Genomic DNA, 21,475 nt, shown 5'->3' with positions numbered 1-21,475 from the left:
CAAAATGGAAATGGCAGGCATCGCGCATGATAAGTTGGAAAAGCACGAAATCAGCTCTTTCGGGCGGTATGTAGTGCACGACCACGCCCCATTTATTGACCTGCAGCGCAAATTACTGCCGCTTGCGAGCAGGCTGGCCGGCCGCGAACTGGAAACGGGATATAATTTCCTCAGCCGTTACGGCAACGCAGGTCGCTGTGATCCGCACATGGATCAACCGATATCAATGTACACGCTTGATTACTGCATTTCGCAAACGGTGGATTGGCCTATTCATTTCAGCCAGATCGTTGAATGGCCAAGTGCGGCAGGCGGGCCGCAGTCCGGCGCGGACGCGATCGCCGATCCGCAGATCCGATTTGAACCGATTGCGTTGCGGCCGAACAAAGCGGTATTTTTTTGCGGCAGTTCGCAATGGCATTATCGTGACGCGATGCCCGATAACGGCAATTGCGACCTGCTCTTCTTCCATTATTTCCCGGCGGGATGCTCCATGCTTGTGAATCCATCAGGTTGGATAGAGCATTTCGACCTGCCGGAGTTGCAACCGCTGTTCGACCTGCTTGATGGTCGCTTAAGTCAGGCGCGCTAGGCAAGATGGCAGGGATTGCCGCGATACTGTGCACCAACGGTGCGCCAGCTGACGATCTCCGTTTGGCGCGCATGGTCGATAAAATGGACTATCGTGCACCCGATGGCGCGATCTACAGTTCCCTTGGTCCCGTCGCGCTTTGTCAATTGGCGCAAAATACGGACGGTACCGAGGCTCTTGCTGCGCCACATGTCTGCCCCGACAAACGTTTTACACTCGTTTTTGATGGCTATCTTTTAAATACGCCAGAGCTTCGCGCCGACCTGTCTTCACATAATCAGGTTTGCCGCGACATGTCCGACGCCGAGGTCGTGTTACAAGGCTTCCGGAAATGGGGCGAAGCCCTATTCCCTAAGCTTGAGGGCGAATTTTCCTTTGTGATCTGGGACGCTGCCAAACGGCGTATCATTTGTGCACGGGATCATTTCGGCATGAGGCCGCTAACCTTCCATTGGGATGGGCGCGTCTTGCTGGTGGCATCGGACATCGCCGCCATTGTTGCCGCGCTGGACCGGAAACCTGAGGTAAATACTGGCTATCTCGCAGAGCACCTTGCCAACGAATGGTACACACAAGATGAAACTGCGTGGCAGGGCGTAATGAAGCTGGCGCCAGCGCATCAGCTATCACTCGAAATCGGCGACACAAAGCCGCGCGTGCGGCAATACTGGCAACTCCCAACCGAAGTTTCGATCCTTTACGCAAGAGAGGAAGAGTATTTCGAACATTACCGGGAAATGCTGGACGATCTCGTCTGCCGCACTTCACGAACCAATCGGGCGCTCGCGATTGAGGTAAGTGGCGGATTGGATTCCTCGGCCATTTTCTGCCTCGCGGACAGGGCGATCAAAAACGGCAGGCTGCCAGCCCATTCGCTGCATGGTTTCACTTTGGCAGGCATCGAAGACGACATCTCTGACGAAAGGCAGTACAGTGGCGCAGTTGCAGAGCATACGGGACGCGTTCTGGCTGCTGCGGAGCTGTTCCAGCCGGGGCTAGACTGGTTTCTCGATCAGTCAGCATCGGATGCGACACCCCCTTTCCCCCCAAATGCTGTCATGAATACAGGGATTCATCGCGCAATCAGGGATGCGAACTGCCGCGTTGCCCTTACCGGTCATGGCGGGGACCATTGGCTGAACGGCGGCAACAACCAATTGCTCGAGGCATTGTCCCTCCATCATTGGTCTGCAGGCCTAAGGAGCATTGCCGCTGACCGCCGCGATTTCGGCTTTTCCTACGCTGCCAGGAAAGGCGTGCGGCAAACAGCCGCTTGGCTTTTGCCAGAATCCGTAAAGACTGCGGTCAAAAGGATCACAGCGAGAGACCCTGACGGACCCATGGCGGATGACCTGGAGGCCAATTACTGGCTGTCACCCAGTGCGCAGGAAGACCTGGCGCACAGGAAAGACGCGTATGACCGACGCCTCTCCAATTCTTCTCCGTCAGCTCGGCAAAAAATCGCCAGGTGGCTCGATCCCTATACCGTGCTCGCGATGGAAATGGTCAATTTGCAATCTGCGCGGCACGGATTCGAATATCGTCATCCGATGCTGTCACGCCGGTTCATGGAATTCAGCACCACTACGCCAGAATATCTTCGCAGACGCGGGAAGCTTCGCAAGTATATCCACCGAGAGGCCTTGAAAGGTATTTTGCCGGAAACAGTCCGCCTGCGCCGAGACAAGGCATTCTTTGATACAACTTTTTACGATCTGCACCGCGCAACCCGCTTGGTTTGCGAGAAGGAGATGACTATGCCGCCTTTATCAGGTCTCGTCAGCCAGAATAGAGTTGCCTCTCTTTTCAATCGACATGGTAAAACTGATATTGACTCTGGCGCGATCTGGGAATTATGGGGCGCGTTCGCATCTGCAACATTTGCGCTGCAGTCACGCGATCATTAACGTAAGGGTGATGACATGGAAAAAACTAACGAAAAGAAGTCCCGTTACGAACGTCCTGCTCTGACCGCTTTCGGCAGCGTTCGCAATCTGACCGGCGGCAGCGGCGGCACTACCACAGGCGACAGCACTACAATGGACATGTTCTGATAGCTGTTCCTTCGCTGTTAAATTGAACTAAGAAAAGCGCCCTTTTCGGGGCGTTTTTCGTATGGCGTACGCCAATAGTGCTCTTGGGCATTGCGCTGCGGATACAAGTTGTGGACATGATGCTGCATGCCGCGCCTTCTGGACGAACATTATAACTACCTCGCACTGGCCAACCGCTTACCGCTGTTCGAGCGCGCGCTTGGCGAAACGATCCGTGACGGTGATATTGTCGCAGATCTGGGCTGCGGGTTCGGCGTGCTGGGAATACTGGCGCTCAAAGCGGGCGCTGCGCGATGTTACGGTATAGATAGTTCGGACGCTGTCGAAATAGCGCGCGAAACCGCGCGACGAGAAGGGCTGACGGATAGCTATCGCCTGATGCGCGGCTCTACTTTCGACATTTCTCTGCCCCAACCGGTTGATGTGCTGATTTGCGACCATGTCGGCTATTTCGGGTTCGATTACGGCATTATCGCGATGCTGGCTGATGCGCGGGCCCGCATGCTGCGGCCGGGCGGACGGATCATACCGGAACGTATGAATATCGGTGTGGCGCTCGTCGAAAGCGAGGACGCATACGCGCTGGCGGACCGGTGGTCTCGCGAACCTGTCCCTGAAAACCTGCGCTGGCTGCAAGAGCATGGGGTCAATTCACAACACGCGATCAGGTTGGCCGCAAGCGACCAGGTGTCTCCGGCCGTCACTATTGCCAGCGTCGACTTTAATCAGGAACCAGGCGTTACGATGTGCTGCGATATAGAACTGATCGCGGCGCGCGATGCTGTGTGCCACGGCATTGCAGGCTTTTTCGATTGCACCTTGTCGCGTTCCGTCCGGATGACAAACTCGCCGCTGGCAGAAGACCGGATAGACCGCGCAAATGGCTTCCTGCCTGTCAGGAGGCCATTCGCGGTGAAGGCTGGGGACACGGTGCGCGCATCATTCACAATCCGCCACGATCCGGCTTTTATATCGTGGACGGTCCAACCCTTGGGCGGCAAAAAGCAGTCCATGTCCACTTGGCACAGTACCATATTGGAACCCGCAGATCTGGCGCCAGGTGTCGTAAAGTCACCGAAACGCAGCAGCAAAGGCGATGCAGTACTGGCTGTCCTGCAACTTGTCGGTGATGGGATCAGTGCCGCAGAAATAGAGCACAAACTGCTGGAGACACAGCCGGATATCTGCCCAACGCCAGAGCGGGCGCGCGTATTCGTGCGCGACACTTTGAAAAAATATACGCGATGAGCAGAGAATTCAGTTTGGCTGCCGAATGCGAGCAGGTTTCGGTCAGCGGTGCCCCTTACGATCGCTGGGTCACACCAGACGGCGATATTGCAGCCGAGTTTTACCGTGAAGATAGTGGTTTCCTGGTCCGCTTCCCTGGCAACGCCGATTTCCATATTTCGAAAAAGCTGACGCAGATAGTTTGCATTCCTGCACCCGGAATTGCGCAAACAGTGATCGATACGCTATTTGCCAATTCGGTAACCCCGCTGATTGGCAATCATGCCGGCGGTCTCAACCTGCATGGAAGTGCTGTGGATTTTGGCGGCGTTGGCGCGGCGTTTGTTGGCACGTCACGGCGCGGAAAGACCACTCTGGCAGGCGCTTGTGCCCGCGCCGGCCATCCTTTCCTGAGCGAGGATTCGATCGCCCTGGATTTATCGGACCAGGGATTCTTGCTTCAACCGGTCCGCCCTGTCTTGCGGGTTTTTGGCGATAGTGCCGCCTATTTGACCGGCGCAGACTGCGACACGTTCGACGGTCAGCAAAAGGCAGCGCTGGATGCCGGAGAGGCGCTGCCCTTTGCGACACGGCCAGTCGTACTGAGGGCAATCTACGTGCTTGGCCCGGGCGATGCTGAAATGCCCAAAATTACGCGGCTCGGTGCCAGTCAGGCTCTTACCGAAATCATGCGTCATGCGTTCGTTCTGGATGTCGAGGACAAGGCTCGCTTGTCTGCACATTTCTTCCGCCTGTCCAACCTTGTGCAGGCAGTTCCATTCTTGATGCTCGATTATCCGCGACGCTTCAGCGTTCTGCCCGCAGTCGTGAATCTGCTGGCGGAAGACCTTTTGGGGCGGTAACATTCCAACATGACCATAAGCGAAAATGAAATTGTCACCCGCAATGAAAATGTGGTCGCCCGGGAAGTAGGGGGAGAGACCGTCTTGCTTGATCTCGAAGCTGGCACCTATTTCGGCCTGAATGCGGTCGGCGGCGCAATATGGACAGCGCTTGAAGATGGGCCGCGCACGCTTGCCGACCTGTGCAGCCTGGTTGCAAGCACCTTCGATGCCCCTGACGATGTGATCGAAAGCGATATCAAGGCGCTGATATCAGACTTGCAGGCCAACGGGCTGGTCGCATGAGGGCGGCCAAGCGCTAAGCCGATCTGCGGCCCGTTATTGATTTTACCAGAGAAAGCGGCGCCTGCGACAAACGCCGCAAACGCAGCAGCGCCAACGGCATTGAGGCCATATCTGGATATTTGCGGCGCAAAAAATCTTCATTACTGAAAAGATTGGCACGCAGGACATCGACGCGCTGCGCCCAATTGGCGGCATGGCCGAAATTGAAGCGAAATCTCTCCCAGGTACCTGCGTGCAGTACGAAACGGTCGATCTCGCCGCTGTCTCCTTCTCGCACCAGCGCTGCCCGAATGCTTTCGGGGACGCAGGTCCCGAAATCGTCTTCGGCCCGGTCAAGTGAGCGCAAACAGATCTGCGCAAGTCCGCGTTCGCAGCACAAGTCCCGCAATTGCGACCATTGGGTATCGGTGAATCTGCTGGCCTGCAGATATGTCCCATAGGACCAGATGAGGCGGTGGCCACCGCGTTTGACTTCACCGTCGACAAGATACCCGGCCACACTGTGCATTGCCTGATTCAGTGCATCGCTCATGAAGGTCAGGACCGGATCTGTAGCGCGCGCCTGATCACTCAGGCCCGGCAATTTTACTGACCGCAGGAACGCTTCTTCTGCTTCGTATAGCCCCCGCAGACCCGGCGCGGACGATGCCTGCCAATGAAGGTCGAACAGATGATGGAAACCTGCCTGAGGCGGAAAGCGCCAATCCTCCTGCAGGGACATCTGTGCCACCCGCTGGCAGTCCAATTCGCGCAACACCTGCCGGACCGCATTTGCGTCGCGAGGTCTCGCAAGCAAATCGGTGTCACCCCGGCGCCTTAGGGCAGGATCGGGAAATACATCATAGGCAATCGCAGTGCCCTTGATGACCAAAAGCTCCAGATCCGCATCGGCCATAGCGGAAAGCAGTTTTTTCAAAGCAGCCTTGTGGGTCGCCTCCCAAACTGCCTGTAAACGCGCTTCGTCCCTTATGCGTCCGGCAAGTGCTTCCGGCCATCCGGCAAGACTTCCCCGGTGCTGCGCGATCGCCAGCGCACAACCATGAAATTGGATGATTGGCCATAAGCGGGCACCATCAGATTCCAGATTTTCGGTTGACGGCCACGTCGCGGCACCCAGCATCGCATCGCGCAAGAATGTCCGGGAATCGGGACCGCCCTGAAACTCCAGATCATGATCAAAGTCATCAAAACGGTGCGGTGCGCGGGCCATAACAAACCGCTAGGTTCTCCAGTCTCTCCATGTCAAATCATCACCGCCTGTCAAACCCAATTGGAGTTGACCGGAACACATGATGCTGCAATGCGGCATAAGTATTCACACTGACAGGGCAAAATCATGGCAGGGCAGCGACGAAGGGGCATCATCCTGGCCGGTGGTTCGGGAACGCGGCTTTATCCGCTTACTCGCGGTGTATCAAAACAGCTGATGCCGGTTTTCGACAAACCGATGATCTATTACCCGCTCAGCACGCTGATGCTGGCAGGCATTCGTGAGATATTGATAATAACCACGCCTGAAGACTTGGCTCAATTCCAACGCGTGCTGGGTGACGGGTCGGATTTCGGTGTGGATTTGAGCTATGCAGTGCAGCCCAATCCTGAAGGACTGGCCCAGGCCTTCCATATCGGTGCGGACTTTGTCTCCGGCCATCCCAGCGCACTGGTTCTTGGCGACAATATTTTTTACGGCCATGGCCTGCCCGATGTGCTTGGAAGCGCCCACCAACGCACGACCGGCGCCACTGTGTTCGCCTACAGGGTCGACGATCCTACCGCTTACGGTGTGGTGGCTTTCGATGAAAATGGCCGCGCTTCCTCGATCGAAGAAAAACCAGCACAACCCAAGTCGAATTATGCTGTGACAGGCCTGTATTTCTACGATGAGACTGTGGTGGATCGCGCCCGCGAACTGCAGCCTTCGGTGCGCGGTGAGCTGGAAATCACCGATCTGAACCGCTTGTACATGGACGAAGGCCAACTCTCGGTAGAGATGATGGGGCGCGGATTTGCCTGGCTGGACACCGGCACGCATGGCTCTTTGCTGGATGCAGCTACTTACGTTCGCATCACCGAAGAGCGCCAAGGTCTCAAGATTTGCTGCCCGGAAGAAATTGCCTGGCGCAAGGGCTTTATCGACGATGCACGTCTTGAAGAAATCGCCGCTCCGCTCGTGAAGTCGGGATACGGCAGATATCTGATGTCGCTACTTGCCGAAGGCCGCCACTGATGCAGATGATCCCGTGCGAGATCGAAGGTCCGCTGATCATCGAACCCGATGTATTCGGAGATGAACGCGGATTTTTCATGGAAAGCTGGAGCGCTGCAAAATTCGCAAGCGCCGGCCTCAATCCGAATTTCGTTCAGGACAATCACTCCCGCTCGCAAAAGGGTGTTTTGCGCGGCATGCATTTCCAGAACCCGGGGCCACAGGGCAAGCTGGTGCGTGTCGTGTCTGGTGCGGTATTCGATGTCGCGGTGGATCTGCGCCGCAGTTCGCCCGGCTTTGGCAAATGGACAGGTGTGGAACTTTCCGCCGAGAACAAGCGGATGTTCTGGGTGCCGCAGGGCTTCGCGCATGGGTTCCTAACGCTAGAGGACGACACTGACTTTCTTTACAAATGCGATGCCTCCTATGCCCCCGGAAATGAGCATTCGCTGGCCTGGGACGATCCCGAGGTCGCCATCGATTGGCCAACAGAAGGATTGACTGTCCAGCTGTCGGCAAAAGATCGCGAAGGTCTGCCGCTAAAGTCGATCAAGGCTTTCGCGTGAAAGTTCTCATTACAGGGGCCGCAGGGCAGCTGGGCCGTGCCTTGAAGGAAACTGCGCCAGCCGGAATTACGATCCACGCCGTTGATATCGCCGATTGCGACCTGACCGATGGCACAGCAATAGCGGCATTGGTGAGCAATGCGGCTCCGGATCTGATCATCAATGCCGCGGCTTATACCGCTGTCGATAAGGCGGAAAGTGACGAACAAACGGCACACGCTATCAATGCCGACGCAGTCGCCGCATTGGTAACTGCGCATCGCGGCAAGCTGGTTCATGTCTCGACGGATTTCGTCTTCGATGGAGCATCCAGCCGCCCGTACCGCCCCGAAGATACGCGTAACCCGCTGTCAGTCTATGGTAGCACCAAAGCAAAAGGAGAGGACCACTTGCGCGGTACTGATCTTTTGGTGCGCACGTCATGGGTCTACACTGCCGGGGGCGCAAACTTCGTTCGAACCATGCTGAGGTTGATGGCCGAAAAAGACGAACTGCGCGTCGTTTCCGATCAGATTGGCACGCCTACATGGGCTCCGGGCCTCGCAAAAGCCATTTGGGGGCTGGTTGCCGCCAATGCGGCGGGCGCTTTTCATCATAGCGATGCAGGCGTTGCAAGCTGGTATGATTTTGCCGTTGCCATTCAGGAAGAAGCGCACGCGCTGGGCCTGCTTGATCGCAGCGTGCCAATCATTCCGATAAGCAGCGCGGGCTACCCCACGCCTGCCAGGCGCCCGGCTTTCTCGCTGCTCGACTGCAGTGCGACGCGGGAACTGCTGGACGACGGCCATACCCATTGGCGCACCAATTTGCGCCACATGCTACGAGCGGAGAAACATTTTGGCTAACCTTCTGGTCACTGGGGGTGCCGGCTTTATCGGTGGCAACTTCGTTCATTACTGGGCGGAAAAGCACCCCGATGATACGCTAATCGTGCTCGATTGCCTGACCTACGCGGGCAATGAATCCACGATTGCGGGGGTCGAAAAAACCGAACTGGTTATTGGCGATATTCGCGATACAGCACTCGTCGAAAAGCTGCTGCGAGAGCGGGAAATTTCCACCGTCGTCCACTTCGCAGCCGAAAGCCATGTCGACCGATCCATCACCGGGCCGGATGCCTTCATCGATACCAATATCCTTGGCACCAACAGCCTGTTGAAAGCTGCGCGGGCAGTATGGCTGGACGAAGGCAGCGGCAGGCCGCACCGCTTCCATCACATCTCTACCGACGAAGTCTACGGCTCCCTCGGCCCCGAAGATCCGGCCTTCAGCGAAACTCACCAGTATCAACCCAACTCGCCTTACTCAGCCTCGAAGGCGGCGTCCGACCATCTCGTGCGGGCCTATCACCACACCTACGGGCTGGAAGTGACAACCAGCAATTGCTCCAACAACTATGGACCCTACCAATATCCTGAAAAGCTGATCCCGCTTTTCCTGCTGAATGCCCTGCATGGCCGCGACCTGCCAATTTATGGTGATGGAATGAATGTGCGGGACTGGCTGCACGTGGTCGATCACTGCCGCGGCATCGAAGCATGTTTGAACGGCGGTCAGCCCGGTGAAACATATAACATCGGCGGCGGCGCCGAATTGCCGAACATGGCTGTGATCGACCACATCTGCGCCGAAGTCGACCGCGCCTTCACGCGGGTCGATGGGCTTGCAAATCGCTTCCCCGGCGCGCCTGCCGCACTTGGGAAGCCAACTGCATCGCTCAAGAAATTCGTGACGGATCGCAAGGGTCACGACAGACGTTATGCCATCGACGAAACCAAGGCACGCAGCGAATTGAATTACGCCCCATCGCGCGGATTCGAAGAAGGGATCTCACAAACACTATCCTGGTACCTTGAGAACGAGGATTGGTGGCTGCCACTTCAGTCCACATAGGATCACGTCTGTGCCGGCCGTATTATCGCTTCCGGCCATCGAAGCGTCACAAGATTAAGGAAAAACGATGCGCCAGAGAATCGTCAACAAATTGCGGACCTTTCAACTGAGCAAGACCAGCCGGGCGGTCAGGCGCGAGCGCCTCACCTATCTTGCGCCCCAGAAAATGCTCAGGCTTGAAAAAGCGGCAGGTCAGCTCAACAAGCAAAAGGTGCCCGGCGCCTTCTGCGAATTTGGCATTGCGCTGGGCGGTTCGGGCATTGTGATGGCCGAATATGCGTCGGCGCAGGGGCGCAGCTTTCATGGCTTCGATGTGTTCGAAATGATCCCGCCTCCGACTTCGGAAAAGGACGGGGAGAAGGCGCACCAACGCTATGAGGCAATCCGTGACGGGAAATCGAAGGGCATTGGTGAAGACACTTATTACGGATATTTGGATAATCTCTACGATCGCGTCGTGACATCTTTCAAAGACCATAATCTGGCTGTCGATGGGACAAAGATCGTGCTCCACAAAGGTCTTTTTGAGGAAACCTTGCCCAGAGCACAAATTGGCCAGATCGCTCTCGCTCATATCGACTGCGATTGGTACGATCCGGTCCGTTACTGTCTGGATAATGTCGCCGGTCATATGTCGACCGGCGCGCTTTTCCTGATAGATGACTATCACGATTTTGGAGGCGCCAGGATCGCCGTCGATGAATTCCTGCAAGAACGCGACGATTTCATGATGGAACCCGGCCCTAACCCGTATCTCATCAAGCTATAATCGCAGAAATCTCCCTTCCCTTGCCTGCGAGAACAGGAAGGGAAGGGACAATCCCCGCGATCAGGTTTCCAAAAGCTATTCTTGGGGAACAGCCGGTTCTTCTACGGTACCGGTATACTCTAGCCGGGTGCTCCCTTTGGGACACCAGATGCATCGATTTTGCTGAACAGCACCGCTGGAAGGCGCGGCGCGCTCTTTACCGCCAGTAATGGCGGTGCTGCGGCGAAATCGCCATTTGCCGCGTCTACGAAAAGCGTCGTGCTATCGCCGCCGATAGTCGTTCGAACTGAGCCCGACGTGTCTGCCTTCGCCGCGTGTATGTGGTTGTCGACACCCGGATAGCCCGCGATCGCACCTCCCACCGAATTTATTTCGCGGAATACGTTATTGGCCAACAGGCAGTAAGCATCTGCTGTGTAAGGGCCGTCAGTTCGCAGCATAAGGCGCTGGTTGGCCATCGTGTTGTGAACGATCATAACGTGGCGGTGCGCAGTGCCCGCCAATTGGGTCGAAAGGTCACTCTGCCCGTTCTTCTGGTGAAAAGCGTTGTTCGCAATGAACCAGTCCCGCGCCTCACCGTTTTGCATCAGGATGTTCTGCGAATCTAGCGCCCAGCCACGATTTCCGAAGATCACCACGTTTTCGAAAAGCGATCCACCTTTACGCTTCTGATACCAATCGGAATGAATGTCCCAGCCCGAAGAAAGTGCCAGCGCAGTGTCCTTTACATTTTGGGCAGCGAATCCGTTATTGATGGCCGCGCCTTTTGTGGCGCGAAGCTTGGTCGCGCCCAGACTGATATTGTCGTCGAGTAAGGCCGCGCTCCACCCTGCATCCAGGCCCGCCAGTGTTGCGTTCACCCACGCCACAATACCTCGCGGCCAGTAGGCGTCATTGGTGAAATCCGCCGATACAACAAAGGTCGCACTTTGCGCGCCCCATGTAGCGGTAAAGATTCTGCTGGCACGATCAAAGGCCAGCGTTGCCGTGGTCTCTGCCCCATTATAATTCACGCTGAATGTATCGGGGTAGCCGGTCGTGTAAGTATCACTGTCCCAGCTAAGGACCGTGTTGGAAAAAATCGTCGGAGAGTCCGCAAAGATATCTCTGATCCCGCTCGAGATCGTATTGCCACGAGCAAGAGCTGACTCGATACACGCATTTTGCGCATGGTGAATGTTGCACTCTAGGAAGATCGGACTTCCGCGAAACATAAAGCCCAAGGCGCGCAGGCTTCCTTTATAAAGCACGGTATCTGCCGTGATGTTCACCCCGTCGAGAACGTGATTACGGGCAGTGCCTTCGTGATAGATTTCCTCCGTAGTGCTGAAATCGAAAGTGATATTGGATCCACGGAACCACAGGCCGTCATACTTTGATCGCATGTTCTCTGTGCCGCCATTCGAGGCAAACGGAGGGCGGGTAATTGTAATCGGGGCGGTTGCCTCAATCATGCAATAACCCTGACCTAAATAATTCGTGTTGTTGCCGCTCCACAGGCTGTTGAATGTCGCAGTCTCGGTGCAAGTTATCTTGGGGTTTTGCGCCCCTTGCGACTTCAGCCACGTAATAGCCGCGGAAAGCGACTGATAACGGACGCCGGTGATTTGGGGCTTCGAGGGCGCTACTTCCAGCTCCACATCGTGACGATTGCCCTGGGGGCTGAACTGATAGGGGCCAACAACCCGTGGCTGGAGTGTAGGATCACGCGGCGTCGCCTTCAGATAAAGGTGGCCATGTCCGGACCGGCCGAGCGGCTTGGCCAGCGTTATCCAATACCCGAAATAACTTCGCTCAATCCCATTGGCATCGACCAGGGTTGAGTAGCTGGGACTGCCGATTTCCACTGGGCTGTCATTCTCGAAGTAGGCTTCTAGCTTGGCTATGCCCATATCATTGTGCAGCGACCCGCCATCGTTTGCCGCGGCAAATGCCAGAATGCGCAATTTATCCGTGAAATATTGGTGGTCATGCACAAGCAGGTGCAGAGTTGGCTTTGCTGTTGTTCGCGGCGGATCTTGCGGAACGGCCGAAAAGCCGCTGCCTGCAGTGCCGTCCCAGCTGGCAGAGGGCTTTGCCACAATGGCAGCTGGGGTGATGCCGTCACGCGCCGCCTGCAATTCACGCCGTGTCCGTGTGCGCGAACCAACGCCAAATCCATAGCCCGGCATCAGATCAGGCCGATCAGGTCAGTAGCCGTCGTTCCTGAAGAGCGGACATCTGTGACCCGAATGTCCAATATCGTGCCGCTACCCAAGTTCCGGAATGTCAGATCCTCGTCGTTATCGACCAGACGTACTGCAAGATCGCCGCCCGTGCCGACGAAAATCGCCTTGGTGGCTACGTCCAGCGAGGTGGCATCGTCAGGGATTATCGCAAATGCCTGCGCAGCAGGTGCCGTGAGGCTATTCCCGGAAAGGGCGAAAGGATCGATGGTCATACATTGCTCCGTGAGGTCGATTAAGGAGCAGCGTCGTTAAGTCAGTGATTTTCTTGTAGGAAAGGATCAAATGGCCGCAATCTCGTGATCCAGCTTGGGCGCGTTGACAACCTTCGCCGGATTCCCCGCCACCCGCTGACCGTCCGCAACATCGCGCGTCACGACCGCCCCCGCAAGGATATGGCAATGTTTTCCGATGGTGATGCCAGGCATGACGATGGCCCTGATTCCCAAGTAGCTGCCTTCCCCGACATGAGTGTCGAGATAGATACCGCGCGTCATATCATGCGTTAGGACTGAAGCTTCTTCATCGACGATCGCGCCGGCTCCAATATGGATACCTCCCGGCCAAGTCCGGTCGATATAGGCAGTGTTCGCAATACGCGCCGAAGGATGGATATCCATCTTCCAATAACGCTGCATAACAAAACGGCGGATTCTCGCTTTGACGTTCATATTTGCCGCGATATCATCTCGACTCCGTCTAGACTACGCTTCAATGCAATAGCCTGGAAACAGGGTTTGAAAGAAGCGACATATGGCCAAGCGCAGTCTCAATAACCTGATGTGGCTGAGAGCCATTCTGACTGATGCACGACGCAGATATCTCAATGTATTTAAAGGCACGTCCGTGCACGAGACTGCTCGTCTCTCTTTGGCGGCTTCGTTACGATCATCTCAGCCGGGCGGTATCGTGATCGGCGCGGAAACGCTTGTAGCGTTCAAGACCCTCCTTATCACTGATGACGCGATCTCGGGTTTTTCACCGATAACGGTCGGCAGCCAGTGTTTTATAGGGGGAGGCTCGACCCTGTTACCTGGCACGGTAGTCGGAAATAATTGTATCATAGGGTCCGGGTCTGTCGTTGCAGGGCACGTTCCAGACGCGTCGATCGCTGTTGGAAACCCAGCGCGGATTATCAAGTCCAATCAGAAAATCGGTCCCTTCGGTCAACTGGAAATCGCACGTGAGAACCGCGCCAAAGCGAGAATTTCCAATTGAGGCACATTGAAGTTATTTTGTGCGCAATCATCTTGTCAGGGACAGCCGTTCTGTTGCTAACACTTTGGAATGAAATTCCATATTTTGCCAAGAACGGGGTCAAGCTAGCTCCGTACCAGCATCTTGAGACCTCGGGTCAATTACCGATTGAACTGGGCAATAGCTCAACTGTGGTATTTATGGGGGATAGCAATACTGGCGGATCCCAGCGCCACGACGGGTCTCCTTTTCCTGACCTTATCGGGCGGCAGCTGGTGGATGTCACAATCGTTAATATGGGGCGCGGCGGTGACACCGCCAAAGACGGTTTGCGACGCTGGGCTGCGATTGGCAGAGCCGATATCTGCTTTATAAATTTTGGGACGAACGATGCGGCACCGCGGCGCTGGCTCGGTGATCGGTCACCAGTCTCCATTGCAATCTACATGCAATCCTTGGAGCAACATGTTCACCACTGCAGCGCTTTGGGCGCAAAATCTGTCATTGTTGCTCCACTGCCAGGAGGCTCAAGAGCCATTGCGCGACGATTGGAGCCATATCGTACCGCCGCGCGGCAAGTGGCAATCGAACTTGAGACATATTTCGTGGATCCGAGCATGGCGTTTGACGAGGTTAGCGATCTTGCTCCGCTGACGGAAGACGCGCTTCACCTCAATCAAGAAGGTCACGAGCTTTTGGCAAGCTGGATTGTCACCCATGTCCTGACCCACGTCATTCGCGCGTCGTAGTGGGAAAAGGCGCCACAAACGTCTGCTTTTACCAAGAGGTGCTCATACAAGATCTGGTCGTTCAGCTTACAATATCGGCCAGGATATTTCCGCCAGGTTTGACGCGAACATGGAAGTATTGCACTGCAGCATCTGCAGCATGACCTGGAGCGATTTGTGTCGACATCATTTTCATTCGGTCGACCCATCAAAAGGGGCGCGGCGACCTGGGCGCCGCGTCAGTCATTTTCGGAAACTACCGCTCCGAAGGCTGGCCCCAAAAGCACGAGCGGCAGGCTGATCCTCGCAATTATCTTCTGCTATTCACTGTTGCTGCCAGCTGGATTTTTCTTCGATCTAGGCACGATTCGATTGCCTGTTTTCCGGTTTTTAGGATTGATCGCAGTTCCATTCTTGATCGTGGAAGCTACCCGGCAACGGCCCAAGTTCAATATCGTTGACGGGTGCATGATACTGTGCGCGCTCTGGATTGGTGGTGTGCTGGTTTATCACCAAGGCCTTGCAAACGGTTTTGAGCCTGCCGGACGCGAGACCGTGGACCTTCTTGCAGGCTACTTCATAATGCGGATTTGTGTGAGGAGCGTAAGCGAGTTGCGCGTGCTCCTGATCGCCTTTTTGCCGGGACTTCTGCTGACGGGAGTTTTGTTGGCGTATGAAAGCACCACGGCCAAACTTACGTTTCTAGAATGGTTCCCGCCTGAAAATGCAAAGGATTCGGCGAAGTACCAGGCTCGACTCGGACTTACACGAGCTTGGGGTCCGTTCCCTCATCCCATTCTCGGCGGGCTATTCATGGCCACCTTCCTCCCTCTCTATGCTTCCATTGCCAATCGTCATCGGGTCGCCGCGTTTGGAGTTATCGCAGCGATTTGCGGATTCTTTTCCTTAAGCTCTGCTGCAATCATGGCTCTTATCCTGGCAATTGGCCTGACCGTATTTTGGCGGTCAAGCATGACTATCACGCGCCGTGCGAACTGGCCGCTGATCGGCGTGCCGGTCGCTTGCATTCTGGTTTTTGTGCAACTTTTCGTTGGAGGCGGCGCTGGTGGTTTTGTGATGCGCTATTTGTCACTGACCCCCGAAACAGCCAATTATCGTCGCCTCATTTGGGAATATGGCAGCGCTTCTGTGGCCGAAAATCCCATTTTTGGAATTGGATATGCTGGATACGAACGTATTGGCTGGATGGTCTCTGCGAGTATCGACAGTCACTGGCTTGCAATAGCGGTCAGGTATGGTTTGCCAGCTCTGTTCCTGATGATAGTCGCCGCCGTTTTTGCTATTCACTTCCTAGCTCGATCGCAACCGAAGGATCTGAGCGAAGAATCGATCCTGCATGCAGGACTATTGATAGCTCTGATCTGTTTGTCGGTCATGCTTCTTACAGTGTTTGCCTGGCTTCAGATGCAGGCGCTGTTCTCTGTTCTTATAGGCCTTGCCGTCGGTATCGGAGTGAAGGAAGCATCTGCAAAAGGTAGAAAGATTGCTAGCCATGCCGCCCGGCCGGTGTTGAGAAAGATCCAGCGAAGAAGTTGACCGTAGAGGCTTTCCTAAACCATCCGGGCATTCCGCCGCCTCAAGGCAATCTTGCCAAAACCTCGAACAACAGTCGCCTGGCAGCATCGACCGCACCGCCAGATTTTGATGGCTTGGATCGCGAGGCCTCCCCTGCCGATCTCTCTGATGCAATTGAAGAGGGCACCATCATTTCAAACAAAGCTGGAGGAAAGACTGCCAAATTATCAATGCGGTGGCTCCATGAACGATCAATCTGGTCGTCAATTGGCCTAGAGACATGTTCACAGGCCTCTTTCAAGCGACGTGCGCCTTCCTTTCGGATCACATATCCTTGAGTGCCAAATGCATGGCCTAGCAGTTGAACTATCGACGTATCGTGCCCGGCCCAATGCCAAGATTTCACAATTTGCCGTGACGGGTATTTCCAGAACAGTCTGAGGTAGTCGAAGCCGTCTTCGCGTGAATTGCGCTCGATGATCTTGTCAAGGTACGGCCAATTCACGACGACATCGTCTTCGAGGACAACATACTGATCAAATTCAGCATCTTCAGTCAGTGCGTGCCATATCTCGAAATGGCTCGAATAGCAGCCCAATTCCCCTGGAGTCAGTTCTCTGCCATGCTTTCGGATGGCATCCGACGGGTCATATTCCAGCAGCGGAGACAGGCCGGTGCAAGCATCGAAAAATGCCCAGGAAACGGGTGCCTTTCCCTCGGCCATATCAGTGAAATCCTGGCGCCTTTCACGCGCCGATTTCAGGCTCACCACTTTGATGGCTGTCCTCATTTTCTCTAATCCACTTTGCAACCGGCATCCGCTGCCTCTTTGGCCCACCGCACAGCATCTTCTAGGTTATCTGCCCGGTAGACGAACGAAAGATCTCCGATGAATTCGTCCATGAACCGCCCGATCTTGCCGTAGGAATTATCAAGCACGGCATGGGGAATTCCAAGCAGTACGGACATGATATGCACATGGAGCCTGTCCGTTACGATTGCGTTGGCTTGCGAAAGTTGGCGCTTGCCCCGTTCGAAACGGGTGCCTGCAGCGCCGTTGAACTTGCCCAAGCGGCGAGCACCTAGCCCTCCATGAAAGGCTGCACTGGCAATCCCGAACGCCTTGCCGATGCGTAAAGGCCATGCAGGCTCTTCGAGCCAGTCATCGATACGGCCCCCGGCCAATACCGGATCGCGTTCGCTCAACCGGGATTCCTTATCCGCCCTCAACATCGCGAGCACGTCAATGTCGGCTTTTTCCCGTTCAATTGCACCGATCGCAAACGCCATGTCGGGGCACAGTTCAACTTGGCAGGCAAAGCTTTCGCTGGCCAGATCGTATGATGGCCTGTCTCTCACCAGCAGCAGGAAGTTCGGGTGGGTAGCGATTGCGTCCGCTGTTTGCTGGATACGCGCAGGATCGGAAAAATGGATTGACTGCGGAAGCTGAACGATCACGCGGTCCGGAAAGTCGCGCAGCAGCTGTTCGCGAAACAATTGGTGGGCGGGCCAAACGTCACCAAAATTTCCCCCGCCATGAATGAAAATGGGGCCGGATGGGACAGCCGCCTTCAGATCTTTACGTTCATAATCAGACAGCTGGCAGACATAAGAAGGCATGCCTGCACCAGCGCGATCGAAATGCGCGATTTCTCCCAGCCAGATAGCCGTATCACCAACATTGGCATGGTTCGGAAAGTCGACAAGAGCGTAATCACCCTTTGGCATTACCGGCAGCAGGGCCGTGTCGATGCGGGCTTGTAGTTCATTGATCAGTTCAAGACGCGATTTCATTCGAGCTCGGTCCTTTCGATTGCTGTTTTGTTGCCGGGCAATATCTTGCGCAGCGCGGTGTGCGCGTGACCCATGATTTCCGTCTCTCCGCCATCAGGGCGGCCCGCAACCAGCCAAAGCACAAACACACTGCAGAGGTAAGTTGCCGCGCCCACTACCGCTGTCAGGGCAATCCGGACCGCGTGTCCTTCTGCCCCGACCAAACCGATTGGCACGTTTTGCAATGCCAGCAGCGCCAACGCCATCATTCCTGCCGCCGCGCCCGGCCTGGCTGCGGAACGTATCTGCCGAAGCATTGAAACGCCCGCCAGTTCACGAACGATATAGATGTTGAAACCAATGCCGACGATACCGGAAAGGCAGCGCGCGTAAACAAGGCCGGACAACCCGCCGAACACTGCACCTGCTATGATCAATGGCATTCGTACGATCAGCATTTGCATGCTCCGCACAAAAAGTCTGCGCGTATCGCCTGTTGCCATTGCGATTGCAGGGGCAAGCGAGCCAAGTGACTGCAACGCGAAAATCGGTGCCAGCCAAGCTATGATAAAAACAATCGGCTGCCATTTCTCGCCCATCAGCAGCAGCACGCCAGGCTCTGCCATAAAGCTGGCGATGACCCCGACCGGCAGAGTAACCAGCATGATGGCATTTTGCGCGCGCGAATACCCGGCACCCAGGCGCCCGGGTTTCTCGATGAGCTTCGCAAATCCGGGAAAAAGTGCCTGTCGAACAGGCGTCATCAATTCACGGGTGGGCACAGTCGCGAGGTTGTTGCCGACCGAATAGAACCCGGTGCTTGTGGCGCCGAGCAAACGGCCGATCAACAGAATATCGAACCGCCAGTTGAGCTGGTCTACAAGATTGCCAAGGGTCAACCAGACGCTGAAGGAAAGCAGTTCGCGCACCTTGGTGAGCCTGAAGCGCGGCAGGTAGGGAAAGGCCAGATAGGAAATGACGAAACTGGCCACATGCGAGGCAACAAGGCCCGCAACGATCGCCCAATAACTCTGCCAATAGAGTGCCGCCGAAACGGAAACGACCACCATGGCTATCTTGGCGCCGCTACTGAAAGCGATCTCTTGCCAGTAGACGAGCTTACGCTGCAATATTGCTCGCCGGGGATTGGCAGCAGACAGGACCAGCAGGCTTGCGGCAAAAACGCACAAAATCGGTTGCAGCCGCAGATCTTCGAAAAACAAGCTCACGGGGCCGGATGTCAGCACCAGAGCCGCAGACATGAATGCACCGCGCAGCATGTTCAACGTAAACGCCGTATCAAAATGTTCGCGCTGTGGGGCAGGATGGCGGATCAATGCCTGATGCAGCGCCATCTCGCTAACGGCAGTCAGCAAGGCCATTATGGTGATTGCAATGGCCGTAAGACCAAAATCTTCGGGTACCAGTAACCTGGCCAGGACGATTGTCGACCCGAGCGAAAGCAGCGTCACACTGATCTGCGCGGCAGCAAGCCATGCACCGCCGCGAAGGACCTTGCCGGAAATTGACGTAGTGGGCTCCGCAGCCAAACCGGTTTCCTCCCGCGAGTGTAAAGCGGGCAACGCCTTGAGCTGCCTTTGCAAACCGGCAGCGACCCCTATCGCTGATACCGCAGTGCAACAAAATGTTATGCAATGTCCAGCAGAATGCCTTTTCGCTGGTCAATGCTTCTCGCATCCGCTTTGTTGCAGCCGCGAAGAAGCGGTGAGATAGAGGCGAAATCTCAACCGCCTGCAACTTCCAAGATCGACGATTTTTGCCAGACCTGAGGAATGAGATCACCGTGAAAGTGGCCATGGTATCAATTGGTGATGCGGATGACCGACGAAGCTGGAGCGGGACTCCGTACTTTGCCAAGCAAGAGCTGGAGCGCCGGTTCGGCAGGGTCGCGCTTCTTAAGGTGCCGTTGCTCGACAAGATCGTAGATCGCGCAAATCCGATAGCGCGCAAGCTGGGCTTCGACATCTCGCGCTGGCCGATCCTGCTTGCCGCCTATGGCAGATCAGTCGACCGGCAAATCGCCGACATTGACCCGGATATCATTGTCGCTGTGGGCGGAGCCTGGAAATTGTATGGGTCGCAAACGAAAGTGCCGACGATCTTTGTCAGCGATGGACTGTTCGTCTCGATCTCTCGATACTACGCCAAGTTCAGGAAATTGCGCAGCGACACGGTGCGCAACCTCGTCGATGCCGAGCGTGCATTTGTCACAAGGCCCACAACCCATCTTCTGATGATGGCGCAGTGGTGTGCCGACGAAGCGCAGGATGCCTATGCGCTTCCCGACACGCATGTGCGCATGGCACCGATCGGTGCCAATCTGGATGATCCGCCTTCCCGCGAAGTGTTGGATCATGCCAAATCGGCACCTAACCTGCTGTGGATCGGAGTGGATTGGGAGCGCAAAGGCGGGCCGGAACTGCTGCGTGCTTTTGCGCTTCTGCGCAAAAATGTGCCCGCTGCTGCCCTGCATATCGTCGGCATGAAACCAGCAGATGCAGAGGGCGTCCCCGGGGTTAGCGTGCACGGTTTTCTGCGCAAGAATGTCGCAGAAGAGCGTGACAAGCTTCTCCAGCTGTTTGTGGACGCGCGGCTATTCGTGATGCTCAGCCGAGAAGAGGCCTTCGGGCTCGTCTATTGCGAAGCAGCAGCCTATGGCATCCCGGCAATTGGCTATGCGACAGGCGGAGTGGAAACAATCGTCAAGAACGGAGAGACCGGGCGCCTGCTTCCCCGCTCGGCCAGTGATGAGGCTGTCGCGGAAGCTGTGGCAGATTTGCTGACCGACAATGAAACCTATCACCAAATGCGGATCAAATCGCGTGACCGCTTTGAAAACGTCCTCAATTGGGGCGTTTGGGGTGATGCGATTGAAGCGCAGATCAGCGCAATCACGGCAAAAAAGGCAGACGCATGACAAAGCCAGACAAGGTGTTTTGCATCGGCTTCCAGAAGACCGGGACCAGTTCCATGCGCGATGCGCTGCAAATTCTCGGTTACCGGGTCAAAGGGGTTTTCGGGCGCGAATTGCCACTTAAAGATCTTCGGGCCAATTTCGTGAATATCGGACTTGGATTGGCGGCGGAATATGATGCGGTGGAGGATATGCCCTGGCCATTGATGTACAAGGAGTTGGATGCGCATTTCCCCGGCGCCAAATTTATCCTGACACTGCGCAAGACGGACAAATGGTATCAGTCGATCGCAGGTCATTTTGGCGACAACCCTTACCACATCCAGCAACTGACCTATGGTGAAGATGCGCCCGCGCCAGTCGGCCATGAGGAGCGCTATTGCTCGGTTTATGAACGGCACAACAGCGAAGTGCTCGCATATTTCAAAGATCGGCCAGCCGATTTGCTCGTCATTGAGCTGGAAAAAGGCGACGGCTGGGCGAAGCTTGGCGATTTTCTTGGTGTGCCTGTCCCCGATGGGCCATTTGTACGCATCAATTCATCAAAGCAGCGCCAGTCGATCCCGCAGCGGATCGTGAAAAGGCTCAATCGCATGGGCATGAACCTAAAAACGATGGACGGATAA

General features: G+C 55.6%; 24 protein-coding genes. 16 read left to right on the top strand and 8 right to left on the bottom strand.

What is annotated here, in order from left to right:
• Window positions 1-10 precede the first annotated feature (10 nt).
• Window positions 11-592: a hypothetical protein gene (locus AB731_RS02920; RefSeq protein ID WP_156167334.1), complete on the top strand. Its 582-nt coding sequence runs from the start codon at window positions 11-13 to the stop codon at window positions 590-592.
• On the opposite strand, the gene AB731_RS14190 is transcribed toward AB731_RS02920, so the two are convergent.
• Window positions 589-783, bottom strand: coding sequence for a hypothetical protein (locus AB731_RS14190; RefSeq protein WP_231638870.1), 195 nt, complete (start codon window positions 781-783; stop codon window positions 589-591). The genes AB731_RS02920 and AB731_RS14190 overlap by 4 nt on opposite strands.
• On the opposite strand from AB731_RS14190, the gene AB731_RS02915 reads away from it, so the two are divergent.
• The 5 genes from AB731_RS02915 to AB731_RS02900 all read left to right on the top strand — a co-directional run bounded on the left by AB731_RS02915 (window position 739) and on the right by AB731_RS02900 (window position 5,021).
• A complete protein-coding gene (locus tag AB731_RS02915) occupies window positions 739-2,499 on the top strand; it encodes an asparagine synthetase B family protein (RefSeq protein WP_231638865.1) in 1,761 nt (586 codons plus the stop codon). The two genes, AB731_RS14190 and AB731_RS02915, sit on opposite strands and share 45 nt — an antisense overlap.
• A 15-nt stretch (window positions 2,500-2,514) precedes the next feature.
• Complete coding sequence (locus tag AB731_RS13895; protein ID WP_156167333.1) at window positions 2,515-2,646, top strand: lasso RiPP family leader peptide-containing protein; 132 nt, start codon at window positions 2,515-2,517, stop codon at window positions 2,644-2,646.
• A gap of 126 nt (window positions 2,647-2,772) precedes the next feature.
• The gene (locus tag AB731_RS02910) at window positions 2,773-3,894 is read left to right on the top strand and encodes a 50S ribosomal protein L11 methyltransferase (protein ID WP_047092486.1); all 1,122 of its coding nucleotides are present in this window, start codon (window positions 2,773-2,775) and stop codon (window positions 3,892-3,894) included.
• A complete protein-coding gene (locus tag AB731_RS02905; RefSeq protein ID WP_047092487.1) occupies window positions 3,891-4,736 on the top strand; it encodes a phosphoenolpyruvate carboxykinase (ATP) in 846 nt (281 codons plus the stop codon). Before AB731_RS02910 ends, AB731_RS02905 begins: the two co-directional genes overlap by 4 nt.
• A gap of 9 nt (window positions 4,737-4,745) precedes the next feature.
• Window positions 4,746-5,021, top strand: coding sequence for a PqqD family protein (locus tag AB731_RS02900; RefSeq protein ID WP_047092488.1), 276 nt, complete (start codon window positions 4,746-4,748; stop codon window positions 5,019-5,021).
• 13 nt (window positions 5,022-5,034) lie between these two features.
• On the opposite strand, the gene AB731_RS02895 is transcribed toward AB731_RS02900, so the two are convergent.
• Window positions 5,035-6,231 carry a nucleotidyltransferase family protein gene (locus AB731_RS02895; RefSeq protein WP_047092489.1) on the bottom strand — a complete coding sequence of 399 codons (1,197 nt, stop codon included), beginning with the start codon at window positions 6,229-6,231 and terminating at the stop codon, window positions 5,035-5,037.
• Window positions 6,232-6,357: 126 nt separating this feature from the next.
• On the opposite strand from AB731_RS02895, the gene rfbA reads away from it, so the two are divergent.
• From rfbA to AB731_RS02870, 5 genes are all read left to right on the top strand, one after another.
• Entirely contained in the window at window positions 6,358-7,248 is an 891-nt protein-coding gene (gene rfbA, locus AB731_RS02890) for a glucose-1-phosphate thymidylyltransferase RfbA (RefSeq protein WP_047092490.1), read from the top strand.
• Entirely contained in the window at window positions 7,248-7,793 is a 546-nt protein-coding gene (gene rfbC / locus AB731_RS02885) for a dTDP-4-dehydrorhamnose 3,5-epimerase (protein ID WP_156167332.1), read from the top strand. The genes rfbA and rfbC overlap by 1 nt, the downstream gene beginning before the upstream one ends.
• On the top strand, window positions 7,790-8,638 hold the full coding sequence (rfbD, locus tag AB731_RS02880) for a dTDP-4-dehydrorhamnose reductase (protein ID WP_047092492.1): 849 nt from the start codon (window positions 7,790-7,792) through the stop codon (window positions 8,636-8,638). Before rfbC ends, rfbD begins: the two co-directional genes overlap by 4 nt.
• On the top strand, window positions 8,631-9,686 hold the full coding sequence (gene rfbB, locus AB731_RS02875) for a dTDP-glucose 4,6-dehydratase (protein ID WP_047092493.1): 1,056 nt from the start codon (window positions 8,631-8,633) through the stop codon (window positions 9,684-9,686). Before rfbD ends, rfbB begins: the two co-directional genes overlap by 8 nt.
• Before the next feature lie 67 nt (window positions 9,687-9,753).
• Window positions 9,754-10,455 (top strand): TylF/MycF/NovP-related O-methyltransferase, encoded by a 702-nt coding sequence (locus AB731_RS02870; RefSeq protein ID WP_052768881.1) that lies wholly within the window; start codon window positions 9,754-9,756, stop codon window positions 10,453-10,455.
• Between the two features lie 119 nt (window positions 10,456-10,574).
• On the opposite strand, the gene AB731_RS02865 is transcribed toward AB731_RS02870, so the two are convergent.
• From AB731_RS02865 to AB731_RS02855, 3 genes are all read right to left on the bottom strand, one after another.
• Complete coding sequence (locus AB731_RS02865) at window positions 10,575-12,347, bottom strand: hypothetical protein (RefSeq protein ID WP_156172337.1); 1,773 nt, start codon at window positions 12,345-12,347, stop codon at window positions 10,575-10,577.
• Window positions 12,348-12,625: 278 nt separating this feature from the next.
• Window positions 12,626-12,895, bottom strand: a complete 270-nt coding sequence (locus tag AB731_RS02860) for a spike base protein, RCAP_Rcc01079 family (protein ID WP_047092495.1) — start codon at window positions 12,893-12,895, stop codon at window positions 12,626-12,628.
• A 66-nt stretch (window positions 12,896-12,961) separates the two neighbouring features.
• Window positions 12,962-13,300 carry an acyltransferase gene (locus AB731_RS02855; protein ID WP_162199459.1) on the bottom strand — a complete coding sequence of 113 codons (339 nt, stop codon included), beginning with the start codon at window positions 13,298-13,300 and terminating at the stop codon, window positions 12,962-12,964.
• 133 nt (window positions 13,301-13,433) lie between these two features.
• Between AB731_RS02855 and AB731_RS02850 the strand changes: the two genes are divergently transcribed.
• The 3 genes from AB731_RS02850 (at window position 13,434) to AB731_RS02840 (ending at window position 16,162) form a co-directional block, all read left to right on the top strand.
• On the top strand, window positions 13,434-13,898 hold the full coding sequence (locus tag AB731_RS02850; protein ID WP_052768882.1) for an acyltransferase: 465 nt from the start codon (window positions 13,434-13,436) through the stop codon (window positions 13,896-13,898).
• A 32-nt stretch (window positions 13,899-13,930) separates the two neighbouring features.
• Window positions 13,931-14,626, top strand: a complete 696-nt coding sequence (locus AB731_RS02845; RefSeq protein WP_156167331.1) for an SGNH/GDSL hydrolase family protein — start codon at window positions 13,931-13,933, stop codon at window positions 14,624-14,626.
• 156 nt (window positions 14,627-14,782) lie between these two features.
• Window positions 14,783-16,162, top strand: coding sequence for an O-antigen ligase family protein (locus AB731_RS02840; RefSeq protein ID WP_047310189.1), 1,380 nt, complete (start codon window positions 14,783-14,785; stop codon window positions 16,160-16,162).
• A 40-nt stretch (window positions 16,163-16,202) separates the two neighbouring features.
• On the opposite strand, the gene AB731_RS02835 is transcribed toward AB731_RS02840, so the two are convergent.
• Genes AB731_RS02835 through AB731_RS02825 form a run of 3 tightly spaced genes read right to left on the bottom strand, consistent with a single transcriptional unit; the run spans window position 16,203 to window position 19,464 of the window.
• Window positions 16,203-16,931: a glycosyltransferase family 25 protein gene (locus AB731_RS02835; RefSeq protein ID WP_052768883.1), complete on the bottom strand. Its 729-nt coding sequence runs from the start codon at window positions 16,929-16,931 to the stop codon at window positions 16,203-16,205.
• Window positions 16,932-16,936: 5 nt separating this feature from the next.
• Window positions 16,937-17,935: a polysaccharide pyruvyl transferase family protein gene (locus AB731_RS02830; RefSeq protein ID WP_047092499.1), complete on the bottom strand. Its 999-nt coding sequence runs from the start codon at window positions 17,933-17,935 to the stop codon at window positions 16,937-16,939.
• Window positions 17,932-19,464, bottom strand: coding sequence for a lipopolysaccharide biosynthesis protein (locus AB731_RS02825; RefSeq protein ID WP_047092500.1), 1,533 nt, complete (start codon window positions 19,462-19,464; stop codon window positions 17,932-17,934). Before AB731_RS02825 ends, AB731_RS02830 begins: the two co-directional genes overlap by 4 nt.
• A 266-nt stretch (window positions 19,465-19,730) precedes the next feature.
• Between AB731_RS02825 and AB731_RS02820 the strand changes: the two genes are divergently transcribed.
• Window positions 19,731-20,852 carry a glycosyltransferase family 4 protein gene (locus AB731_RS02820; RefSeq protein ID WP_047092501.1) on the top strand — a complete coding sequence of 374 codons (1,122 nt, stop codon included), beginning with the start codon at window positions 19,731-19,733 and terminating at the stop codon, window positions 20,850-20,852.
• The gene (locus AB731_RS02815; RefSeq protein WP_047092502.1) at window positions 20,849-21,475 is read left to right on the top strand and encodes a sulfotransferase family protein; all 627 of its coding nucleotides are present in this window, start codon (window positions 20,849-20,851) and stop codon (window positions 21,473-21,475) included. Before AB731_RS02820 ends, AB731_RS02815 begins: the two co-directional genes overlap by 4 nt.

This window comes from Aurantiacibacter marinus (genome assembly GCF_001021555.1).
GTDB lineage: Bacteria > Pseudomonadota > Alphaproteobacteria > Sphingomonadales > Sphingomonadaceae > Alteraurantiacibacter > Alteraurantiacibacter marinus.
The sequence above is the reverse complement of the archived record's forward strand: the minus strand, read 5'-3'. Positions and strand labels throughout refer to the sequence as shown.